Genomic DNA, 14444 nt, shown 5'->3' with positions numbered 1-14444 from the left:
GACGACTACACCGAGAAGGGCGTCTCCGCGCGGACGTCGTACTCGTCCACGCGGAGGGTCGCCTCGGCGGTGTAGTCCCCCGGATCGGGGTCGGGCCACTCCTCCTCGAAGACGGCCTCCTCGCCGGGTTCGAGCCGGGCGTGGCCGATGTCCTGGGTGAACATCCGTCCCTCCGACCACCGCCAGACCTCCTCGTCGGCGTGCCTGACCGTGAAGTCCGCCCGGCAGGCGTCGCGGAAGGTGAGTTCGACGGGGGCGCCCGTCCCGTTCGAGACGGTGAATCGGAAGCTGACGCCCTCCCCGACTGTCACCTCCAGCGAACTGTCGAGCATACCCCGTGTTCGGGCTTCACCTACAAAGTTCTACGTCGCGCGGCCCGGCCGTCGTCCGGAGTCCCGATCGCTGGCCGGGACACGGATGCCGAGTCCACTATCGCACCGCGTTTCACCGAACGGCACGCCTTTACCCGACCGCGCGGTAGGACGGGACGTGCAGGTCGTCGGATACGACACGGTGCCGGACCCCGCCCTCCTGCTGGCCGAAGAGGGCGAGGTGACCCGCCTCGCGCTCGACCGGGGGACCGAACTCGACTACTCGCTCGGCGAGCGACACTGCGCGGGGACGGTCCAGAACGGTCGGCACGACGCCTGCCCCAACGCCGGAGCCCCCTACTGTGAGGTCCACACGGTCCCCTGGTCCGTGGCGAACAACGCCGACAGCGACGAGGAGCACGTCGTCTACCTCGCGGCGTTCGCCCCCGACACGTTCAAGGTGGGCGTCACGCGCACCTGGCGGCTGGAGACCCGGTTGCGCGAGCAGGGGGCGGATCGGGGCGCTCTCGCCTACACCGTCGCCGACGGCCGGATCGCCCGCGAGGTCGAGTCGGACCTCAACGAGGACGACCGGCTCACCGAGTGGGTCCGCGTCCCGACCAAGATACGGGGGTTCCACCGCGAGGTGGACGAGCGGGCGTGGGCGGCCCTCGTGGAGGAGTTCGGCGCCGTCGACCGGGTCGCGTTCGACTACGACCTCGAACTGGCCGACCAGCCCGTCCCCGAGACGCTTCTCGTGGGGACCGTTCGAGGCGTCAAGGGCCGCGTGCTCGTCGTGGAGCGGGCGGGAACGACCTACGCCGTGGACCTGCGCGACCTCGTGGGGCACGAACTCGCCGAGGAACGCGAGGGGCGTGACCTGCAGTCGAGCCTCGGCGCGTTCGGTTGAGGGCGGGCCGCCGCCCGGCCTCACCGCTCCTGGGCGGGTGCGGTGAAGGGGACGATCGCCGCCGTCCGGTGGAGGACCGTCGCGGTCCGGAGGATGTACGCGAACAGCACGGTCAGCGGCAGGAGTCCGACGGCGACCACCGTCGGGGCGAGCGCGGACAGGAGGGTGCGCGGGACGGCCGGCCCGCTCGATCCGGTGAAGAGGAACAGCGCGGCGGCGACGACGGCGATCGAGGGCAGGCCCGTGAAGAACAGGAGCTTCGAGAGGGTGGCGAGTTCCTGCTGGAGGTAGACCGACTTGAAGTACTGTCGCGCGATGTCGATGTTCTGGAGTTCGCCGACGAGCGCCTCCACCCACTCGGTCACCTGTGGGGGTAGCCGGTCCCCGCGGCGGTGGTCGATCCGGCGGAGCTGGTTTATCTCCCGCGCGTAGTTCGTGTCCAGGGTCGTCGACAGGACGTGGAACATCGAGGCGTCGCCGTCCTGGAGGAGGTCGTCGACCTCGTCGACCTTGCGGGTGATCTGTGAGACGAGGTCGCCGATCTCGTCCGCGGTCTCGGCGTCCGTCTGGCTGAACGCCAGCCCGCCCAGATCCTGGGCCGTCCGGCGGGTGCTCTCGAGCAGGAGCCGGAGGAACCCCATCGGTTCGACCGGCGCGACCCGCCCGGCCGACTCCTCGACGTCCTGGCGGTAGTCGATGACGCCGTCGATCTGCGATCGGAGTTCGTCGGGCGTCATCAGCTCCCGCGAGACCAGCAGCTGGTTGATCGAGACGACCACGGTGATGAGGGTGAGGTTTCCGCCGATCAACGCCCCGTAGACGTAGACGAGCGGGTGGGGATCGGCAAGCGGGCTGAACGGGGAGAGGCTGACCGCCGCCATGGACACGAAGAGGAGAGCCGCGGTGGCCCCCGCGACCGCGCTCCGGGGCGCGGTGAGCAGTATCCGGACCTTCCACGGCTGGACGTACGGTTTGCCCCCCCGTTCGTCACTGTCGGTTCCGGACCGCATCGTGTGTACGTGTTCGAGTGGAGGACCGAAAGCCGACTGGTTTCGTCTCGTCGTCCCCGACCTCTTTCGGGAGCGTGTCGTCGAGGTGGTCGAGAGCGTCCCTCTCGGGGATTCTCCCCGGATCACGACGGACGACTCCGGACGCTCGCCCACACAAGACCCTTACCGGTCGACGGTCACCCGCGAGGTATGCGCCTTGAACGATCGCTCGCGGCGGGGGCCGCCCTCGTCCTCGCCGTGACTGTCCTCCTCGTCTCCCTGGTGCCCGGCATCGTCGCCGCACCGGAGGAGGACGTCAGACCCTCCAGGTTCGACGTGACCGAGACCACCATCGCCCCCGGCGAGGTGGGCGGGAGTACGGCCACGCTGTCGGTGACGACGCGGCTCGGACACTTCGGCGGTGACGCCGAAAACGTGACCGTCCTGTTCCGGGCGACGGACGCCGAGACGGGGCTCGTAGCGGCCACCGTCCAGCGGGACCTCGGGACCGTCGAGGGCCGCAAGGAGCTGGCGGTCACGGCGAACCTCTCGGTCCCGCGCGAGGGCGGTTACCGCATCGACACCATCGTCTACGAGGACGGCCGCCGGGTCCGGACCGCCGAGACGACGGTCCGCGGCGTCGGGACGCTCGAACCGGCGTACACCGAGTCCGCGCTCGACTTCGAGCGGTTCGACGGCGCGCCCGCCGACCTCCCGGCCGTCGAGTACTCGGTCCTGTCGACCGAGGGGAACCGGACGACGCTGAACGTCTCGGCCTACCTGACGAACGCCGGCGACGAGCCCGCGGGCGACGTCCGGCTGGTCGTGACCGCCCGACAGGTCGACTCGAACATCGTCGCGGACCGCGCCAGCACCGCCGTCGGGGACGTCCGGCCCGGCCGGACGGTCACCCCGGGCGTGACCCTCGAGGTCCCCTCGCAGTACAACTACTACCTCGACGCGGTGCTCTGGCGCGACGGCGTGATCGTCTCGACGGCGCGCGCGCCCGCCAGCCTCGATCCGACGGAGGTCGTCCCGACGAACACCACCACCCGCGAGACGGGGCTCCGGGTCGGTGACTTCGCCGAGGAGGGGGAGGAGCCGCGCGAGGCGGCCACACCCGAGCCGACCACCGGCGGAGAGGGGTCCGGGTTCGGCCTCCTCGCGGCGACCGTGGCGCTCCTCGGTGCCGGACTGCTGACCCGGAGGTGGTCGGCGTGAGCGACCGCGCGACCGGGACCGACACCGACGACGAACATACGGGAACGGGGTCCGGCGACGACGAGGAGACCGCCACCGGTGCGGACCGCGCCGACACGGAGCGACCGGTCGAGTACCTGAAGTGGGCCGGCGTGGTCGTCCTCGCGGTGACCGCGATGGTCGCGCTGTTCGGCTTCTACACCGGCGTCTCGCGCGCGATCACCGTCTGGATAACCAGCGGGTACCGACCGCTCGTGAGCGCCGCGTTCAACTTCTCGCTGCTCCTGGTCGCAGTCGGCGGCATCGGCCTCCTGCTGCGACGGGGCGACTGAGCGGCCAGGCATCGAGTCCGCCACGACCGCCCGGGCGGCGTTCCGTATCCGGGGGTTTTTCCCGTCCGTAGCCGAACGCGCTGGCATGGCAGACGACGAACCCGAGGAGAGCGCACCGGACGTCGAGGAAGGGAGTGAAGGCGCCGAAGGCGGCGACGCCGAGGGCGGCGAGGGCGAGGAGAAGTCGTTCCGCGAGCGCGTCGAGGAGATCCGACAGCAGCGCGCCGAGGAGCGGGAGGGCGAGGGCGGCGAGGGCGAGGACCCCCGCGAGCGCATGGAGGAGATGATGGGCGGCGGCGGTCCGCCCGGGATGGGCGGCGGCGGACCCGGCGGCCCCGGCGGCATGGGCGGGGGCAACCCGTTCGCGCAGATGATGGGTGGCATGATGGGCGGCGGCGGCCCCGGCGGCATGGGCGGCGGTCCGGGTGGCCCCGGCGGCCGCGGCGAGGAGGAGGAGAGCAACGAGGAACTCGTCCGCGAGGTCCGCAAGGTCCGAGACGAGCTCCACGACCTCCGGCGTGAGGTCGCACGCGTGGCCGACGCGCTCGAGGACTGAGCGCGAAACCGCGGCGCTGTCTCCCGCTCTTTCGATCCCGGAAGCGACCGCTCGACGAGGTCAGTCCTCCGTCGAGCGGTGGGCAATGGCGAAGAGGAACCCCGACAGGAACAGGAGTTCGTTCCCCGCGTAGAACGACAGCACGGGGTCGGCGATGGCGAAGAACGACGCCGGGGCCGCGAGACCCAGCACCGCGAGGACGAGCGCGGCGATCGCCGCGAGCCCCGCGAACCACCGGGTGACCGTCCCGCTCACGTAGCCCACGACGAAGACGACGACCGCCTCGACTAGCCCCATGCTGTCCAGGAGACGGTAGAGGAGCATGAACCTCGCGCCGGGGGAGGCGAGCCCCCGGGGAGAGTCACAGCACCTCGTCGTACACCTCGGCGAGCCGGTCGACGGCGTGCTCGACCGAGGTGGACTCGCGCTTCTCGAGACACGACTCGCGGAGGTCCACCGACTCCCGGAGCGTCCGTCGGATGCTCTCGCGGAACCCCTCGACGTCGCCACGCTCGAACCGGTAGCCGGTGACGCCCTCGACGACCGTCTCGGCGAGCGCCCCCGCGTCCACGCCGACGACGGGCGTCCCGCAGGCGTTCGCCTCCAGGGCGACCAGCCCCTGTGTCTCGACCGGGCTCGGGAAGAGGAACGCCGAGAGCGAGGAGTAGAACGCCGGGAGTTCCTCCCGTTCCAGAAAGCCGAGGAACCGGACGTCGGCGTCCACCTCGGCCGCACGACGCTCCAGCGTCTCGCGAGCGGGGCCGTCGCCGCCGAAGACGACCGTCAGGTCCGGATCGAGCCCGTCGACCGCCGCCAGTATCGCGCCGAGGTCCTTCTCGAAGCCGTGACGACCGGTGTAGCCCACGAGCGTCCCGGTGAGGCCGTACCGGTCGCGGAACGCCGCGTCGTCGACGGGGCCGAAGAACTCCGTGTCAACGCCGTTCGGGACGATCCTGACCGCCGCGTCCACGCCGACCTCGCGGAGGTGTTCGCGCGCGGGGGCGCTCGGGACGACCACGCTGTCGACGCCATCGAGGAACCACCGCTCGTAGGCGAGCGCGACGCGCTCGACCGTGTCCGAGAGCCGGCCGTCGGCCAGGTAGTCGGCATACTCCGCGGTCGGGGTGTGGTAGGAGGCGACCAGCGGCGCGTCGACCCGACCGGCGAGCCGACGCCCCGAGAGCCCCAGGAGGAAGGGGGTGTGGGCGTGGACCACATCGACGTCTTCGGTCGCGTCGGGGATGCCCGGGAGGCCGATCCGGAAGCCGTCGTAGAACGGGAAGTCGAACCCCCTCGTGGGGTGTTCGCCGGCATCGGGGTCGTAGGTCGGCGACCCGGGGTAGACGACGTCCATCCGGCCGCCGCGGCGCTCCCAGCGTTCGCGCCACGTCCGGATCGTGTACGTGACGCCGTTGACCGTCGGCAGGTACGTGTCCGTGAACGCCGCGACGGTCGGGAGTTCCGGCATCGTCGTCCGCTTTTCCGGCACCCCCCTAATCCGTTGCGACTCGCGTACCCCCGTCCCTCTCCCCGCCGCCCGTCGATCCGCCCTCGAAGACCGTCCGATAGGCGCCGAGGAGCCCCTCGCGCACCCGGTCGAGCGAGTGCTCGGCCGCCGTCTCGCGGGCGTTCTCCCCCAGCCGCTCGCGGAGGCCGGGATCCATCGCGAGCCGGGTGAGCGCGTCGCGGTACTCCGAGAAGGACGAACAGAGGAGGCAGTCCTCGCCGTCGGTGAAGAACTCCCGGAAGACGGGGATGTCGCTGAGGACGACCGCCTTCCCGCAGGCCATCGCCTCCAGCACCGCGATCCCCTGGTTCTCGTCCTTCGTCGGGAAGAGGTAGACGTCCCCCGCGCCGTACGCGCCACGGATGTCGTCGACCCATCCCGTGAACGTCACGTTCTCCGGCGGGTCCTCGACCCACCGCGTCACCGTCGGGGAGGCCTGCGGCCCGGTGTCGTAGTGGCCGAACCACACGAACTCGTAGTCCGTCTCCAGGGCGAGCTCACAGAACGTCGACAGCCCCTTGCGCTCGAAGACGTTCCCCACCGCGAAGACGACCATTCGCGAGAGATCGTAGCGCTCGCGGTAGCTCTCGCGCAGGTCCTCGTGGCCATCCAGCCGGTCGGCGTCGACGCCGTTGGTGATCGTCCGGATGGGGGCCTCGACGGGGTAGGATTCGAGGTTCGAGCGGGTGTACTCGGAGGGACAGAGCACGAGGTCCGCCTGGGAGTAGAACCACCGGAGGTAGCGCCGGAGCGCGGGGGCGATCTCGCTCGAATACCGGAACGACTCCCCGAAGTCCTCGGCGGTGACGTGGCTGTGGAGCACGAGAGGTACGTCGTGCCGCTTTGCGTGCCGCGCCACCGCGACGCTCGCTGGCCCGATTAGGTTGCAGTGGGCCACGTCGTACTCGGCGAACAGGGGGTTCCCGAGGACGCGCCGACCGGCCGCGGAGGCGAGCGATCCCCCGCGCCACGGCGACGTGAGCACCTCGACGGGCGCATCGGCGAGCGCCTTGCGCTGGTGCATCGTCGACGTGCCGATCCCCGAGCGGTCGAGCCGGTCGGCGAGTTCGAGGTAGTTCAGGACGCGCACTGGCCGGAGAGTGGAGGGGGTGGGGATTAGGTCTGTCGGGCACCCGTGCGCACATGTGTAATGCCTCTGTCATAGTCCCGGGCGGATTCGAACCGCCGTCCTGAGCTTTCTTCGACGTAGAGCGACGCTCGCACGTCTCCAAAGGCTCAGATGATTGGCCACTACACCACGGGACTCCTGTCCGGGAGTACCGGGAGGCGCTACTTCAACACTTCGAGAGTGGGAAGGTCAGTCCGCGGCTTCCGACTCCACGGAGTCGACGTCGATCTCGGAGAGCAGCCGCGAGCAGACGTCGTGTTCGGCGTCGAAGCAGTCAGGACAGTCCGGCGGGCGGTCGATGATGGTGTCGAGGCGCTCGGCGACCGTCGCGTCGATCACCGTCTCGAGCGAGCGGGCCTCCGCGCGGAACTCCTCGACCTCCAGCACCTCGACGAGGAACCGTTCGATGATGCAGTACGTCTGGAGGGCGTCGCGGGCGAGGACGATGCCGTCGTCGGTGAGCGAGACGCCCTTGTACTTCTCGTGGTCGGCGAGGCCGCGCTCTTCGAGCTTGCCGATCATCTCGTTGGCGCTCGCCGGCGAGACGTCGAGCAGGTCCGCGACCCGGCCGGTCGAGGCGGGGCCGTCGTCCTGCTCCTGGACGAGGTAGATAGCCTTCAGGTACTGGTTCTGGGTGTTCATTCGCGGGTCTCCATCAGACGGGTGACTGCCTCGACGCCGTCCTCCTCGTCGGCCCGGATCTCACGGAGCACGGTGAGGAGTCGGTCGCGGTCGATACCGAAGCGGACGTCCGAGTTCTCGATCGCACCGATGAGGTCGTCGTAGAACTTGTAGGCGGTCTCCTCGCTGGCGAGCTGGTCGTAGAGCACGCCGTCGGTGTTGGTGTCGGCCTCGTACTGTGCGGCGACGAGCCGCTCGATCTCCTCGTAGGCCACGGGGTCGGCCTCGAGTTCGCCCACCAGTTCCTCCAGCCGCTGGCGGTGTTCCGCGGACTCCTCGGCGGCCTCCTCCAGCAGCGCCACGACGTCGTCGTCCACGTCCGAAAGCGTCTCGTGGTGCTTGTGCGCCCGGGCCTCGACGACCTCCTCGAGCACCATCCCGATCTGGAGGAGCCGGGCGAGCTGGTGGTCCGAGCCGACGGGGGTGGAGACGCTCATCGACGCCCCCCCGCTCCGGCGAACGGTACGTCGGTCATGGACGGTGGTGTGATTCGCACGGACTTAAGTGGTGTCGTCGCTCGTCCGTGGGTCACCCGAGAACGGCCTCCCGGACGGGGAGCATCGGGTGGGACTGAAAGGGGCCGGCGGTTCGAGGAAGGCGGGCGACGCAAGCACCGTGGTTCGAGAGACGCGAAGCGTCCCTCGTCATCGCGAAAGGCGCTTCGCGCCTTTCGAACGACAGCGAAGCGAGGAGCGCAGCAAGCCCCCCGACTCAAACCGCCGGGGGCTTTCGGGACGTTTCGGTTTTTGTCATCGACTGCTACAGGGAACCGGTTCGAAAGCCCCCGACCGCTACGCTCCCGCGGCTCGCTGTCGTTCGAGAGAGCTTCGCTCTCTCGTGATGACGAAAGACGCCAGAGGCGTCTTTCGAACCACGCTCCTCGGTCGGCCTCCGGCCTCCCTGCGGTGCTTACGTCGCCGGGGTTCGCGTAGCGATCGGCCCCTTTCAGTCCCACCCGATGGTTCGACCCGCAGTTCGTCGATCGCGTCGGCTCGACGAGTGCAGTGCAGAAACGAAAAACGCGGCGGTCGTCTCCTACGCGGTCCGCTGGTCGAGGCGGTCCCGGACCCGGCTCTGGAAGTCCTCGCGGAGCTCCTCGACCTCGATCTCCTCGAGGACGGGGACGAAGAACCCCTCGACGAGCATGTTCCGGGCCGTCTGCTCGTCGACGCTCCGCGAGGTCATGTAGAACAGGTCCTGCCGGTCGACCTGTCCGACCGTCGCGGAGTGGCTCGCTTCGGTGTCGTGGTTGTTGATGATGAGCTTCGGGCTCGCGTCGGCCTCGGACTCGTCGGAGAGCATCAGCGTGTTCTCGCGCTGGTAGCTCGAGGTGTCCCAGGCGTCGCGACCGACGTTCTGGACGCCCTCGTACACCGAGCGCGCGTGGTCGTCGACGACCCCACGGGTTACGAGGTCGGCGGTGGTGTGCTCGCCGTTGTGCCAGACCCGCGAGTCGAGGTCGAAGTGCTGGTCCTCGTGGCCGTAGAACGCCCCGACGATCTTCGTCTCCGAACTGTCGCCGTCGAGGCTCACCTCGACGCTCGTCTTCGTGAGCCGCGAGCCGACGTTCGCGTCGATGAAGTTCGCCGTCGCGTACGTGTCGGCCGTCGCGCGCTTGATCTGGTAGTTGTACGTCTCCTCCGAGAGGTCCTGGAGGCTCCCGTACTGGACGAAGCTGTTCTCGCCGGCGTCGACCTCGACGATGCCGGAGTAGTAGCGGTTACCGTCGACGTCCTCGCCCGTCTCCTGGCGCTCGAGGATCGTCACCGAACTCGACTTCTCGCTGACGACGAGCGTGTAGTTGAACAGCGACCGGGAGTTCATCGTCGTCCGGATCTTGACGTCCTCCGCGTCGACGCCCTCCGGGACGTAGACGACGGTCCCCGTCGTGAACAGCGCGGTCGAGAGCGCGGTCAGGTAGTTCGTCTCCGGGTCGACGACGCTCCCGAACGCCCCCTCGACGTCGTGCTCGTCGCTCGCGACGGCCTCGTGGAACGGGAGGACGTCGACGTCGTCCGGTGTCTCCCACTCCTTGTCCTCGGCCTGGGTGAGCGGGTCGACGAACGACTCGAACTCCAGGTCCGCGAGGTCCGTCCACTTGCGTCCCGGCGTGCGGATGACGTCCGGGAAGTCGAGGTCGTCGAGCGCCTCCAGGGCGTCGAGCCGCCGCTGGAGGAGCCACTCGGGCTCGTCGCGGCCCTCGCTGATCTCGCGTACCGTACCCTCGCCGACGACGGATTGCAGTCCCGTGCTCATCCGAGGCTTCCTTCCATCTCGAGCTCGATGAGGCGGTTGAGCTCGACCGCGTACTCGATCGGCAGTTCCTCCGTGATGGGCTCGATGAACCCGGCGACGATCATCTGCTTGGCGTCGTCGTCGTCCAGCCCGCGCGACTGGAGGTAGAAGACGTCCTCGTCGCCGATCTTCCCGACGGTAGCCTCGTGGGCCACGTCGACCTTCGACTCCTCGATCTCCATGTACGGCATCGTGTCGCTGGTCGACTCGTTGTCGAACATCAGCGCGTCACACTCCACACTGGTCGAGGAGTTCTCCGCGCCGTCGGCGATGTGGACGAGACCGCGGTAGTTCGTCCGGCCGCCGTCCTTCGAGATGGACTTGGACTCGATGGTCGACTTCGTGTTCGGCGCGTTGTGGTAGACCTTCGCGCCGGTGTCGATGTTCTGGCCCTTCCCGGCGAAGGCGATGGTGATGTGGTTGTCCGTCGCGCCCGGGCCCTTGAGGATGGTACACGGGTAGAGCATCGTGGCCTTCGAGCCCATGGACCCGGAGACCCACTCCATCGTGGCGTCCTTCTCGCAGATGGCGCGCTTGGTGTTCAGGTTGTAGGTGTTCTTCGACCAGTTCTGCACCGTCGAGTACTGGACGTGGGCACCCTCCTTGACGAACACCTCGACGCCCCCGCTGTGGAGGTTGAACGCCGAGTACTTCGGGGCCGAGCAGCCCTCGATGTAGTGGACCTCGGAGTTCTCCTCGGCGATGATGAGCGTGTGCTCGAACTGGCCCATCCCCTCGGAGTTCATCCGGAAGTACGCCTGGATGGGCATCTCGACCGTGACGCCCTCGGGGACGTAGACGAACGAGCCGCCCGACCAGATCGCGCCGTGGAGCGCGGCGAACTTGTTGTCGCTGGGCGGGATGCACTTCGTCATGAAGTACTCGCGGACGATGTCGGGGTGCTCGCGCACCGCCTTGTCCATGTCCATGAAGATGACGCCCTTCTCCTCCCACTGCTCCTGCATGTTCTGGTAGACGATCTCCGACTCGTACTGGGCACCGACGCCCGAGAGGGCGTTGCGCTCGGCCTCGGGGATCCCGAGCTTGTCGAAGGTGTCGCGGATCTCGTCGGGGAGGTCCTCCCACTTATCCGCGCCGCCGCGGGTCTCGATGTCCGGCCGGATGTACGGAACGATCTCGTCGATGTCCACTTCGCTCAGATCCGGCTGGCCGGGCCAGTCGGTCGGCATCGGCATCTGCTGGAACTGCTTCAGCGCGCGCAGACGGCGCTGGAGCATCCACTCGGGCTCGTCCTTGTCCTCGGAGATGACGCGGATGGTCTCCTCGGTCAGGCCCTTCTCGGACTTGAAGGCGGACTTCTCCTCCTTCTTGAACTCGAAACGGGCTTCGGTGTCGGTCTCCTTTAGGTGGTCTTGTTCGGAACTCATGTGAGTGATATCGCTTGTGTCTGCTTACTTATTAGCCTGTGCGTAACCCCGGACGGTTACGCGGCCTCGAGGTTCTCCTCCCGGACCCAGTCGTACCCCTTGTCCTCGAGCTCCTCGGCCAGCGACGCGTCGCCGCTCTTGGCGACCTTCCCGTCCAGCATGACGTGGACGTGGTCCGGCTCGACGTAGTCGAGGATGCGCTGGTAGTGGGTGATCTGGAGGATGCCCGTCCCCTGCTCGTCCCGCAGGGCGTTGATGCCGTGCGAGACGTCCTGGAGCCGGTCGATGTCCAGCCCGGAGTCGATCTCGTCGAGAACCGCGATCGAGGGCTCGAGGATCGCCGCCTGGAGAACCTCGTTCTGCTTCTTCTCCCCGCCGGAGAACCCCGCGTTGAGGTATCGGTGGGCGAACTTCTCGTCCATGTCGAGCTGCTCCATCTTCTCGGCGAGGAGCTGCTGGAACTCGGCGACGCCGACCTCGCCCTCGTCGGCGGGACCCTCCATCGGGGAGGTGTCGTAGCCCGCCTCCTCCTCTTCCTCGTCGTCGCTCTCGTCGTCGTCCTCGAAGAGCTCCTCGCGCTCCTCGAGCTTGGCGTTGAGCGCCGTTCGGAGGAAGTTCACCATCGTGACCCCCTCGATCTCGGCGGGGTACTGGAACCCGAGGAAGACGCCGAGCGCGGCCCGCTCGTTGGGCTCCAGGTCGAGGAGTTCCCAGGTGCGCTTGTCCTCGGGGATGTCGAACTCCTCGCCGAAGTCCCCCTCCTCGAGGTGGAGCAGGACCTCGCCGTCGGTCACCTCGTACGAGGGGTGGCCCGCGACGATCTTCGCGAGCGTCGACTTCCCGCTCCCGTTGGGGCCCATCAGGGCGTGGATCTCCCCCGAGGAGACCTCGAGATCGACGCCCCGGAGGATGGTTTCCCCACCCTCCTCCGCTACGTCCGCGTGTAGGTTCTTGATTTCCAGCGTTGCCATGGTGTTAGGTCACCCGAAAGGTCGGGCTTGTCGGGGTTAATGGTTTCGAGTCCGTGCCGTTTCAGTTGGTGGTTCGGGAGAAAATTTTCCCGCTCGGGTAACCCGGGAGCGAAGGAGCGGCGAGGGACCGCCGTCCTCCGTTCGCGCTGGGCCACCCCGTCCCGGCCGAGCGGGACTACATCCCCATGTCCCCGGCCGCCTCGGGCACCGGCAGACCGGTGACCGGGACGCCGAGCAGTTCCGCCGCGTGGTCGAGCGCCATGTCGAACCCGTAGTAGCGTTCGAGTTCGTCGCCGTCGGCGGTCGGCCGGACCTTCAGCATCGCGTACCCCTCGCGGTTCTGCGCGACGACGGCCGTGGCGGTCGGAGGACTCTCGTCCTCGTCGCCGTCGATCCCCCGCTCGAACTCGAGGAGTCGCTCCTCGTCGGTCTCGCGGTACCGGGCCGTGACGCCTCCAGCGCGTGCGACGTCCCCGCTCATGGGATGTAGAGACGCGGTGCCCCCACGCCAACCTTCCGGTTCCGGCGATGCGCTCGACCACCGGCATCCGATCCCCGCCGTCGATAGCTGACCCCACACCCAGGTATTTCAACCGGTGTGGGGAACACGGCCGCATGAGTAGAGGCGATCCCGCCCCGTTCGGCGACCCCGTGCTAGACGGGATGCTCCGCGGCGGCGTCCCGCGCAACCGCTCGGTGCTGGTCACGGGCGGCCCGGGCACCGGAAAGAGCACGCTCGGAATGCAGTTCCTCCAGAGCGGTCTCGAAGACGGTGAATCGGGGTTGTTCATCAGCACCGAGCAGAGTTTCGAGGAGCTACACGACTCGTTCGCCGGGTACGACTACGATCTCGATCATCCCGAGATCGCCTTCGCGACCGTCCACGCGACGACCGGCGAGACACTCGAGGGGGGCGACGAACTCGTCCTCAGACACCTCGGCGAGACCGACCCCGACGGCGGCGGGGAGGTGCTCGGCGACGCGTTCAACGCACCGTTTACCGCCCGGTACATCCAGCGGTACCTCGACTTCTTCACGCCCGTCGACAGGGTCGTGTTCGACTCCGTCTCGGGGCTGTCGGTCATGAGCGACGACGACGGGGAGTTCCGGCGGACAGTTCTGGAGCTCGTCCAGTTCTTCACCGAGGAGTTCGGGGCGACGACCCTCCTCACCGCGGAGGCCGAGGATCCCGACGCGCGGGTAGTGACCCCGCTGCAGTACAGCACCCACGGCGTCATCGAGCTCTCACGCGAGCGGGTCAACGACGACCCCCACCGGTTCCTCACAGTGACGAAGATGCGCGGAGTCGACCACGACACCCGTCGAGTCGAACTGGAGTTCGTCCCCGGCGGGGTCCGTGTGGGCCCGTCCCGTCGCTCCCAGCCGCCCGAACTCAAGACCCACCATCACACCCCCATCGGCGTCTCCGGGCTAGACGCACTCTGTGGCGGCGGTCTGGCGACTGGAACGGGAGTCCTCCTCGAACACGACGGGTACGCCAACCTCCGGGCGCTGTTCGGCGCGATCGTCCACGCCGCGCTCGACCGCGAGATGGCGCTGTTTCTCGTGCCGACCATCCGGATGCGGCCGGGGGGCTTCGACGCGTTCCTGGCCGACCGGGAGGAGCGTACCGCGGAACTGCTCGAGTCCGACCGGCTGTTCGTCCTCGACCAGATCGGTGCCTGGGACGAGACCGACCGGAACGTCTTCGCCGCCCGGGAGTCCGCCACCGGCGTCCAGTCGGTCCTCGAGGTCGTCGCCGGCCGCTCGGCCGACCGGTCGCGACTCGCGCTCGTGAACGCCGACGCGATGGTCGACTCGCTCGGTCCCGACGACGCCCGGACCGTCCGTCACTGGCAGGAGTCACGGATGCTCCGCGAGGAGGACCTCACGATCCACGTCCACAATCCCCGGGAGACATCCGACGAGGTCTCGGGGTTTTACACGACCGCCGCCGAACAGGTGATCCGGACCTGGCTGTCCGACGACGGTCTCCAGTACGTCACCCTCGAGAAGTCACCCTGCGGGTTCGTCGGCACGACGTCGCTCGTCGAGTACACGAAAGAGCCGCCGTACCTCCGGGTCCAGGATCCGCCACAGGAGCGGGAGAACCCGTACGCCACCGACCCGTAGTCCTGGAAGCGTCCGGCTGAGACCGTTCGGGCTCCACCGGTG

Annotated in this window: 16 protein-coding genes and 1 tRNA gene; 5 read left to right on the top strand and 12 right to left on the bottom strand. The window is 68.5% G+C overall.

What is annotated here, in order from left to right; genetic code table 11:
* Positions 1-5: 5 nt before the first annotated feature.
* On the bottom strand, positions 6-332 hold the full coding sequence (locus tag WDJ58_RS09400) for a BsuPI-related putative proteinase inhibitor (protein ID WP_338917429.1): 327 nt from the start codon (positions 330-332) through the stop codon (positions 6-8).
* 157 nt (positions 333-489) lie between these two features.
* On the opposite strand from WDJ58_RS09400, the gene WDJ58_RS09395 reads away from it, so the two are divergent.
* Positions 490-1221: a DUF2797 domain-containing protein gene (locus WDJ58_RS09395; RefSeq protein ID WP_338917428.1), complete on the top strand. Its 732-nt coding sequence runs from the start codon at positions 490-492 to the stop codon at positions 1219-1221.
* Between the two features lie 20 nt (positions 1222-1241).
* On the opposite strand, the gene WDJ58_RS09390 is transcribed toward WDJ58_RS09395, so the two are convergent.
* Positions 1242-2231, bottom strand: a complete 990-nt coding sequence (locus WDJ58_RS09390; protein WP_338917427.1) for a hypothetical protein — start codon at positions 2229-2231, stop codon at positions 1242-1244.
* A 189-nt stretch (positions 2232-2420) separates the two neighbouring features.
* On the opposite strand from WDJ58_RS09390, the gene WDJ58_RS09385 reads away from it, so the two are divergent.
* From WDJ58_RS09385 to WDJ58_RS09375, 3 genes are all read left to right on the top strand, one after another.
* Positions 2421-3431 (top strand): DUF7490 domain-containing protein, encoded by a 1011-nt coding sequence (locus WDJ58_RS09385; RefSeq protein ID WP_338917426.1) that lies wholly within the window; start codon positions 2421-2423, stop codon positions 3429-3431.
* Entirely contained in the window at positions 3428-3742 is a 315-nt protein-coding gene (locus WDJ58_RS09380) for a hypothetical protein (protein ID WP_338917425.1), read from the top strand. Before WDJ58_RS09385 ends, WDJ58_RS09380 begins: the two co-directional genes overlap by 4 nt.
* A gap of 85 nt (positions 3743-3827) precedes the next feature.
* The gene (locus WDJ58_RS09375) at positions 3828-4298 is read left to right on the top strand and encodes a hypothetical protein (protein ID WP_338917424.1); all 471 of its coding nucleotides are present in this window, start codon (positions 3828-3830) and stop codon (positions 4296-4298) included.
* A gap of 60 nt (positions 4299-4358) precedes the next feature.
* Here WDJ58_RS09375 and WDJ58_RS09370 read toward each other — a convergent pair whose 3' ends face one another.
* The 10 genes from WDJ58_RS09370 to WDJ58_RS09325 form a co-directional block, all read right to left on the bottom strand.
* Positions 4359-4622 (bottom strand): hypothetical protein, encoded by a 264-nt coding sequence (locus WDJ58_RS09370; protein WP_338917423.1) that lies wholly within the window; start codon positions 4620-4622, stop codon positions 4359-4361.
* A 37-nt stretch (positions 4623-4659) separates the two neighbouring features.
* Positions 4660-5766 (bottom strand): glycosyltransferase, encoded by a 1107-nt coding sequence (locus WDJ58_RS09365; protein ID WP_338917422.1) that lies wholly within the window; start codon positions 5764-5766, stop codon positions 4660-4662.
* Between the two features lie 25 nt (positions 5767-5791).
* On the bottom strand, positions 5792-6895 hold the full coding sequence (locus WDJ58_RS09360) for a glycosyltransferase family 4 protein (RefSeq protein WP_338917421.1): 1104 nt from the start codon (positions 6893-6895) through the stop codon (positions 5792-5794).
* A gap of 72 nt (positions 6896-6967) precedes the next feature.
* Positions 6968-7071, bottom strand: a tRNA-Gln gene (locus WDJ58_RS09355).
* A 52-nt stretch (positions 7072-7123) separates the two neighbouring features.
* The gene (locus tag WDJ58_RS09350) at positions 7124-7576 is read right to left on the bottom strand and encodes a metal-dependent transcriptional regulator (RefSeq protein ID WP_338917420.1); all 453 of its coding nucleotides are present in this window, start codon (positions 7574-7576) and stop codon (positions 7124-7126) included.
* Positions 7573-8052 carry a ferritin-like domain-containing protein gene (locus WDJ58_RS09345; RefSeq protein ID WP_338917419.1) on the bottom strand — a complete coding sequence of 160 codons (480 nt, stop codon included), beginning with the start codon at positions 8050-8052 and terminating at the stop codon, positions 7573-7575. The genes WDJ58_RS09350 and WDJ58_RS09345 overlap by 4 nt, the downstream gene beginning before the upstream one ends.
* A 598-nt stretch (positions 8053-8650) precedes the next feature.
* Entirely contained in the window at positions 8651-9871 is a 1221-nt protein-coding gene (sufD, locus tag WDJ58_RS09340; protein WP_338917418.1) for a Fe-S cluster assembly protein SufD, read from the bottom strand.
* Complete coding sequence (gene sufB, locus WDJ58_RS09335) at positions 9868-11298, bottom strand: Fe-S cluster assembly protein SufB (protein WP_338917417.1); 1431 nt, start codon at positions 11296-11298, stop codon at positions 9868-9870. Before sufB ends, sufD begins: the two co-directional genes overlap by 4 nt.
* A gap of 56 nt (positions 11299-11354) precedes the next feature.
* Positions 11355-12269 carry an ABC transporter ATP-binding protein gene (locus tag WDJ58_RS09330; RefSeq protein ID WP_338917416.1) on the bottom strand — a complete coding sequence of 305 codons (915 nt, stop codon included), beginning with the start codon at positions 12267-12269 and terminating at the stop codon, positions 11355-11357.
* 175 nt (positions 12270-12444) lie between these two features.
* Positions 12445-12750 carry a DUF7111 family protein gene (locus WDJ58_RS09325; RefSeq protein WP_338917415.1) on the bottom strand — a complete coding sequence of 102 codons (306 nt, stop codon included), beginning with the start codon at positions 12748-12750 and terminating at the stop codon, positions 12445-12447.
* Between the two features lie 134 nt (positions 12751-12884).
* On the opposite strand from WDJ58_RS09325, the gene WDJ58_RS09320 reads away from it, so the two are divergent.
* Positions 12885-14402 (top strand): RAD55 family ATPase, encoded by a 1518-nt coding sequence (locus WDJ58_RS09320; protein WP_338917414.1) that lies wholly within the window; start codon positions 12885-12887, stop codon positions 14400-14402.
* Positions 14403-14444 lie beyond the last annotated feature (42 nt).

The sequence above is a fragment of the Salinirubellus litoreus genome, assembly GCF_037335815.1.
Taxonomy (GTDB): Archaea; Halobacteriota; Halobacteria; order Halobacteriales; family Haloarculaceae; genus Salinirubellus; species Salinirubellus litoreus.
The sequence above is the reverse complement of the archived record's forward strand: the minus strand, read 5'-3'. Positions and strand labels throughout refer to the sequence as shown.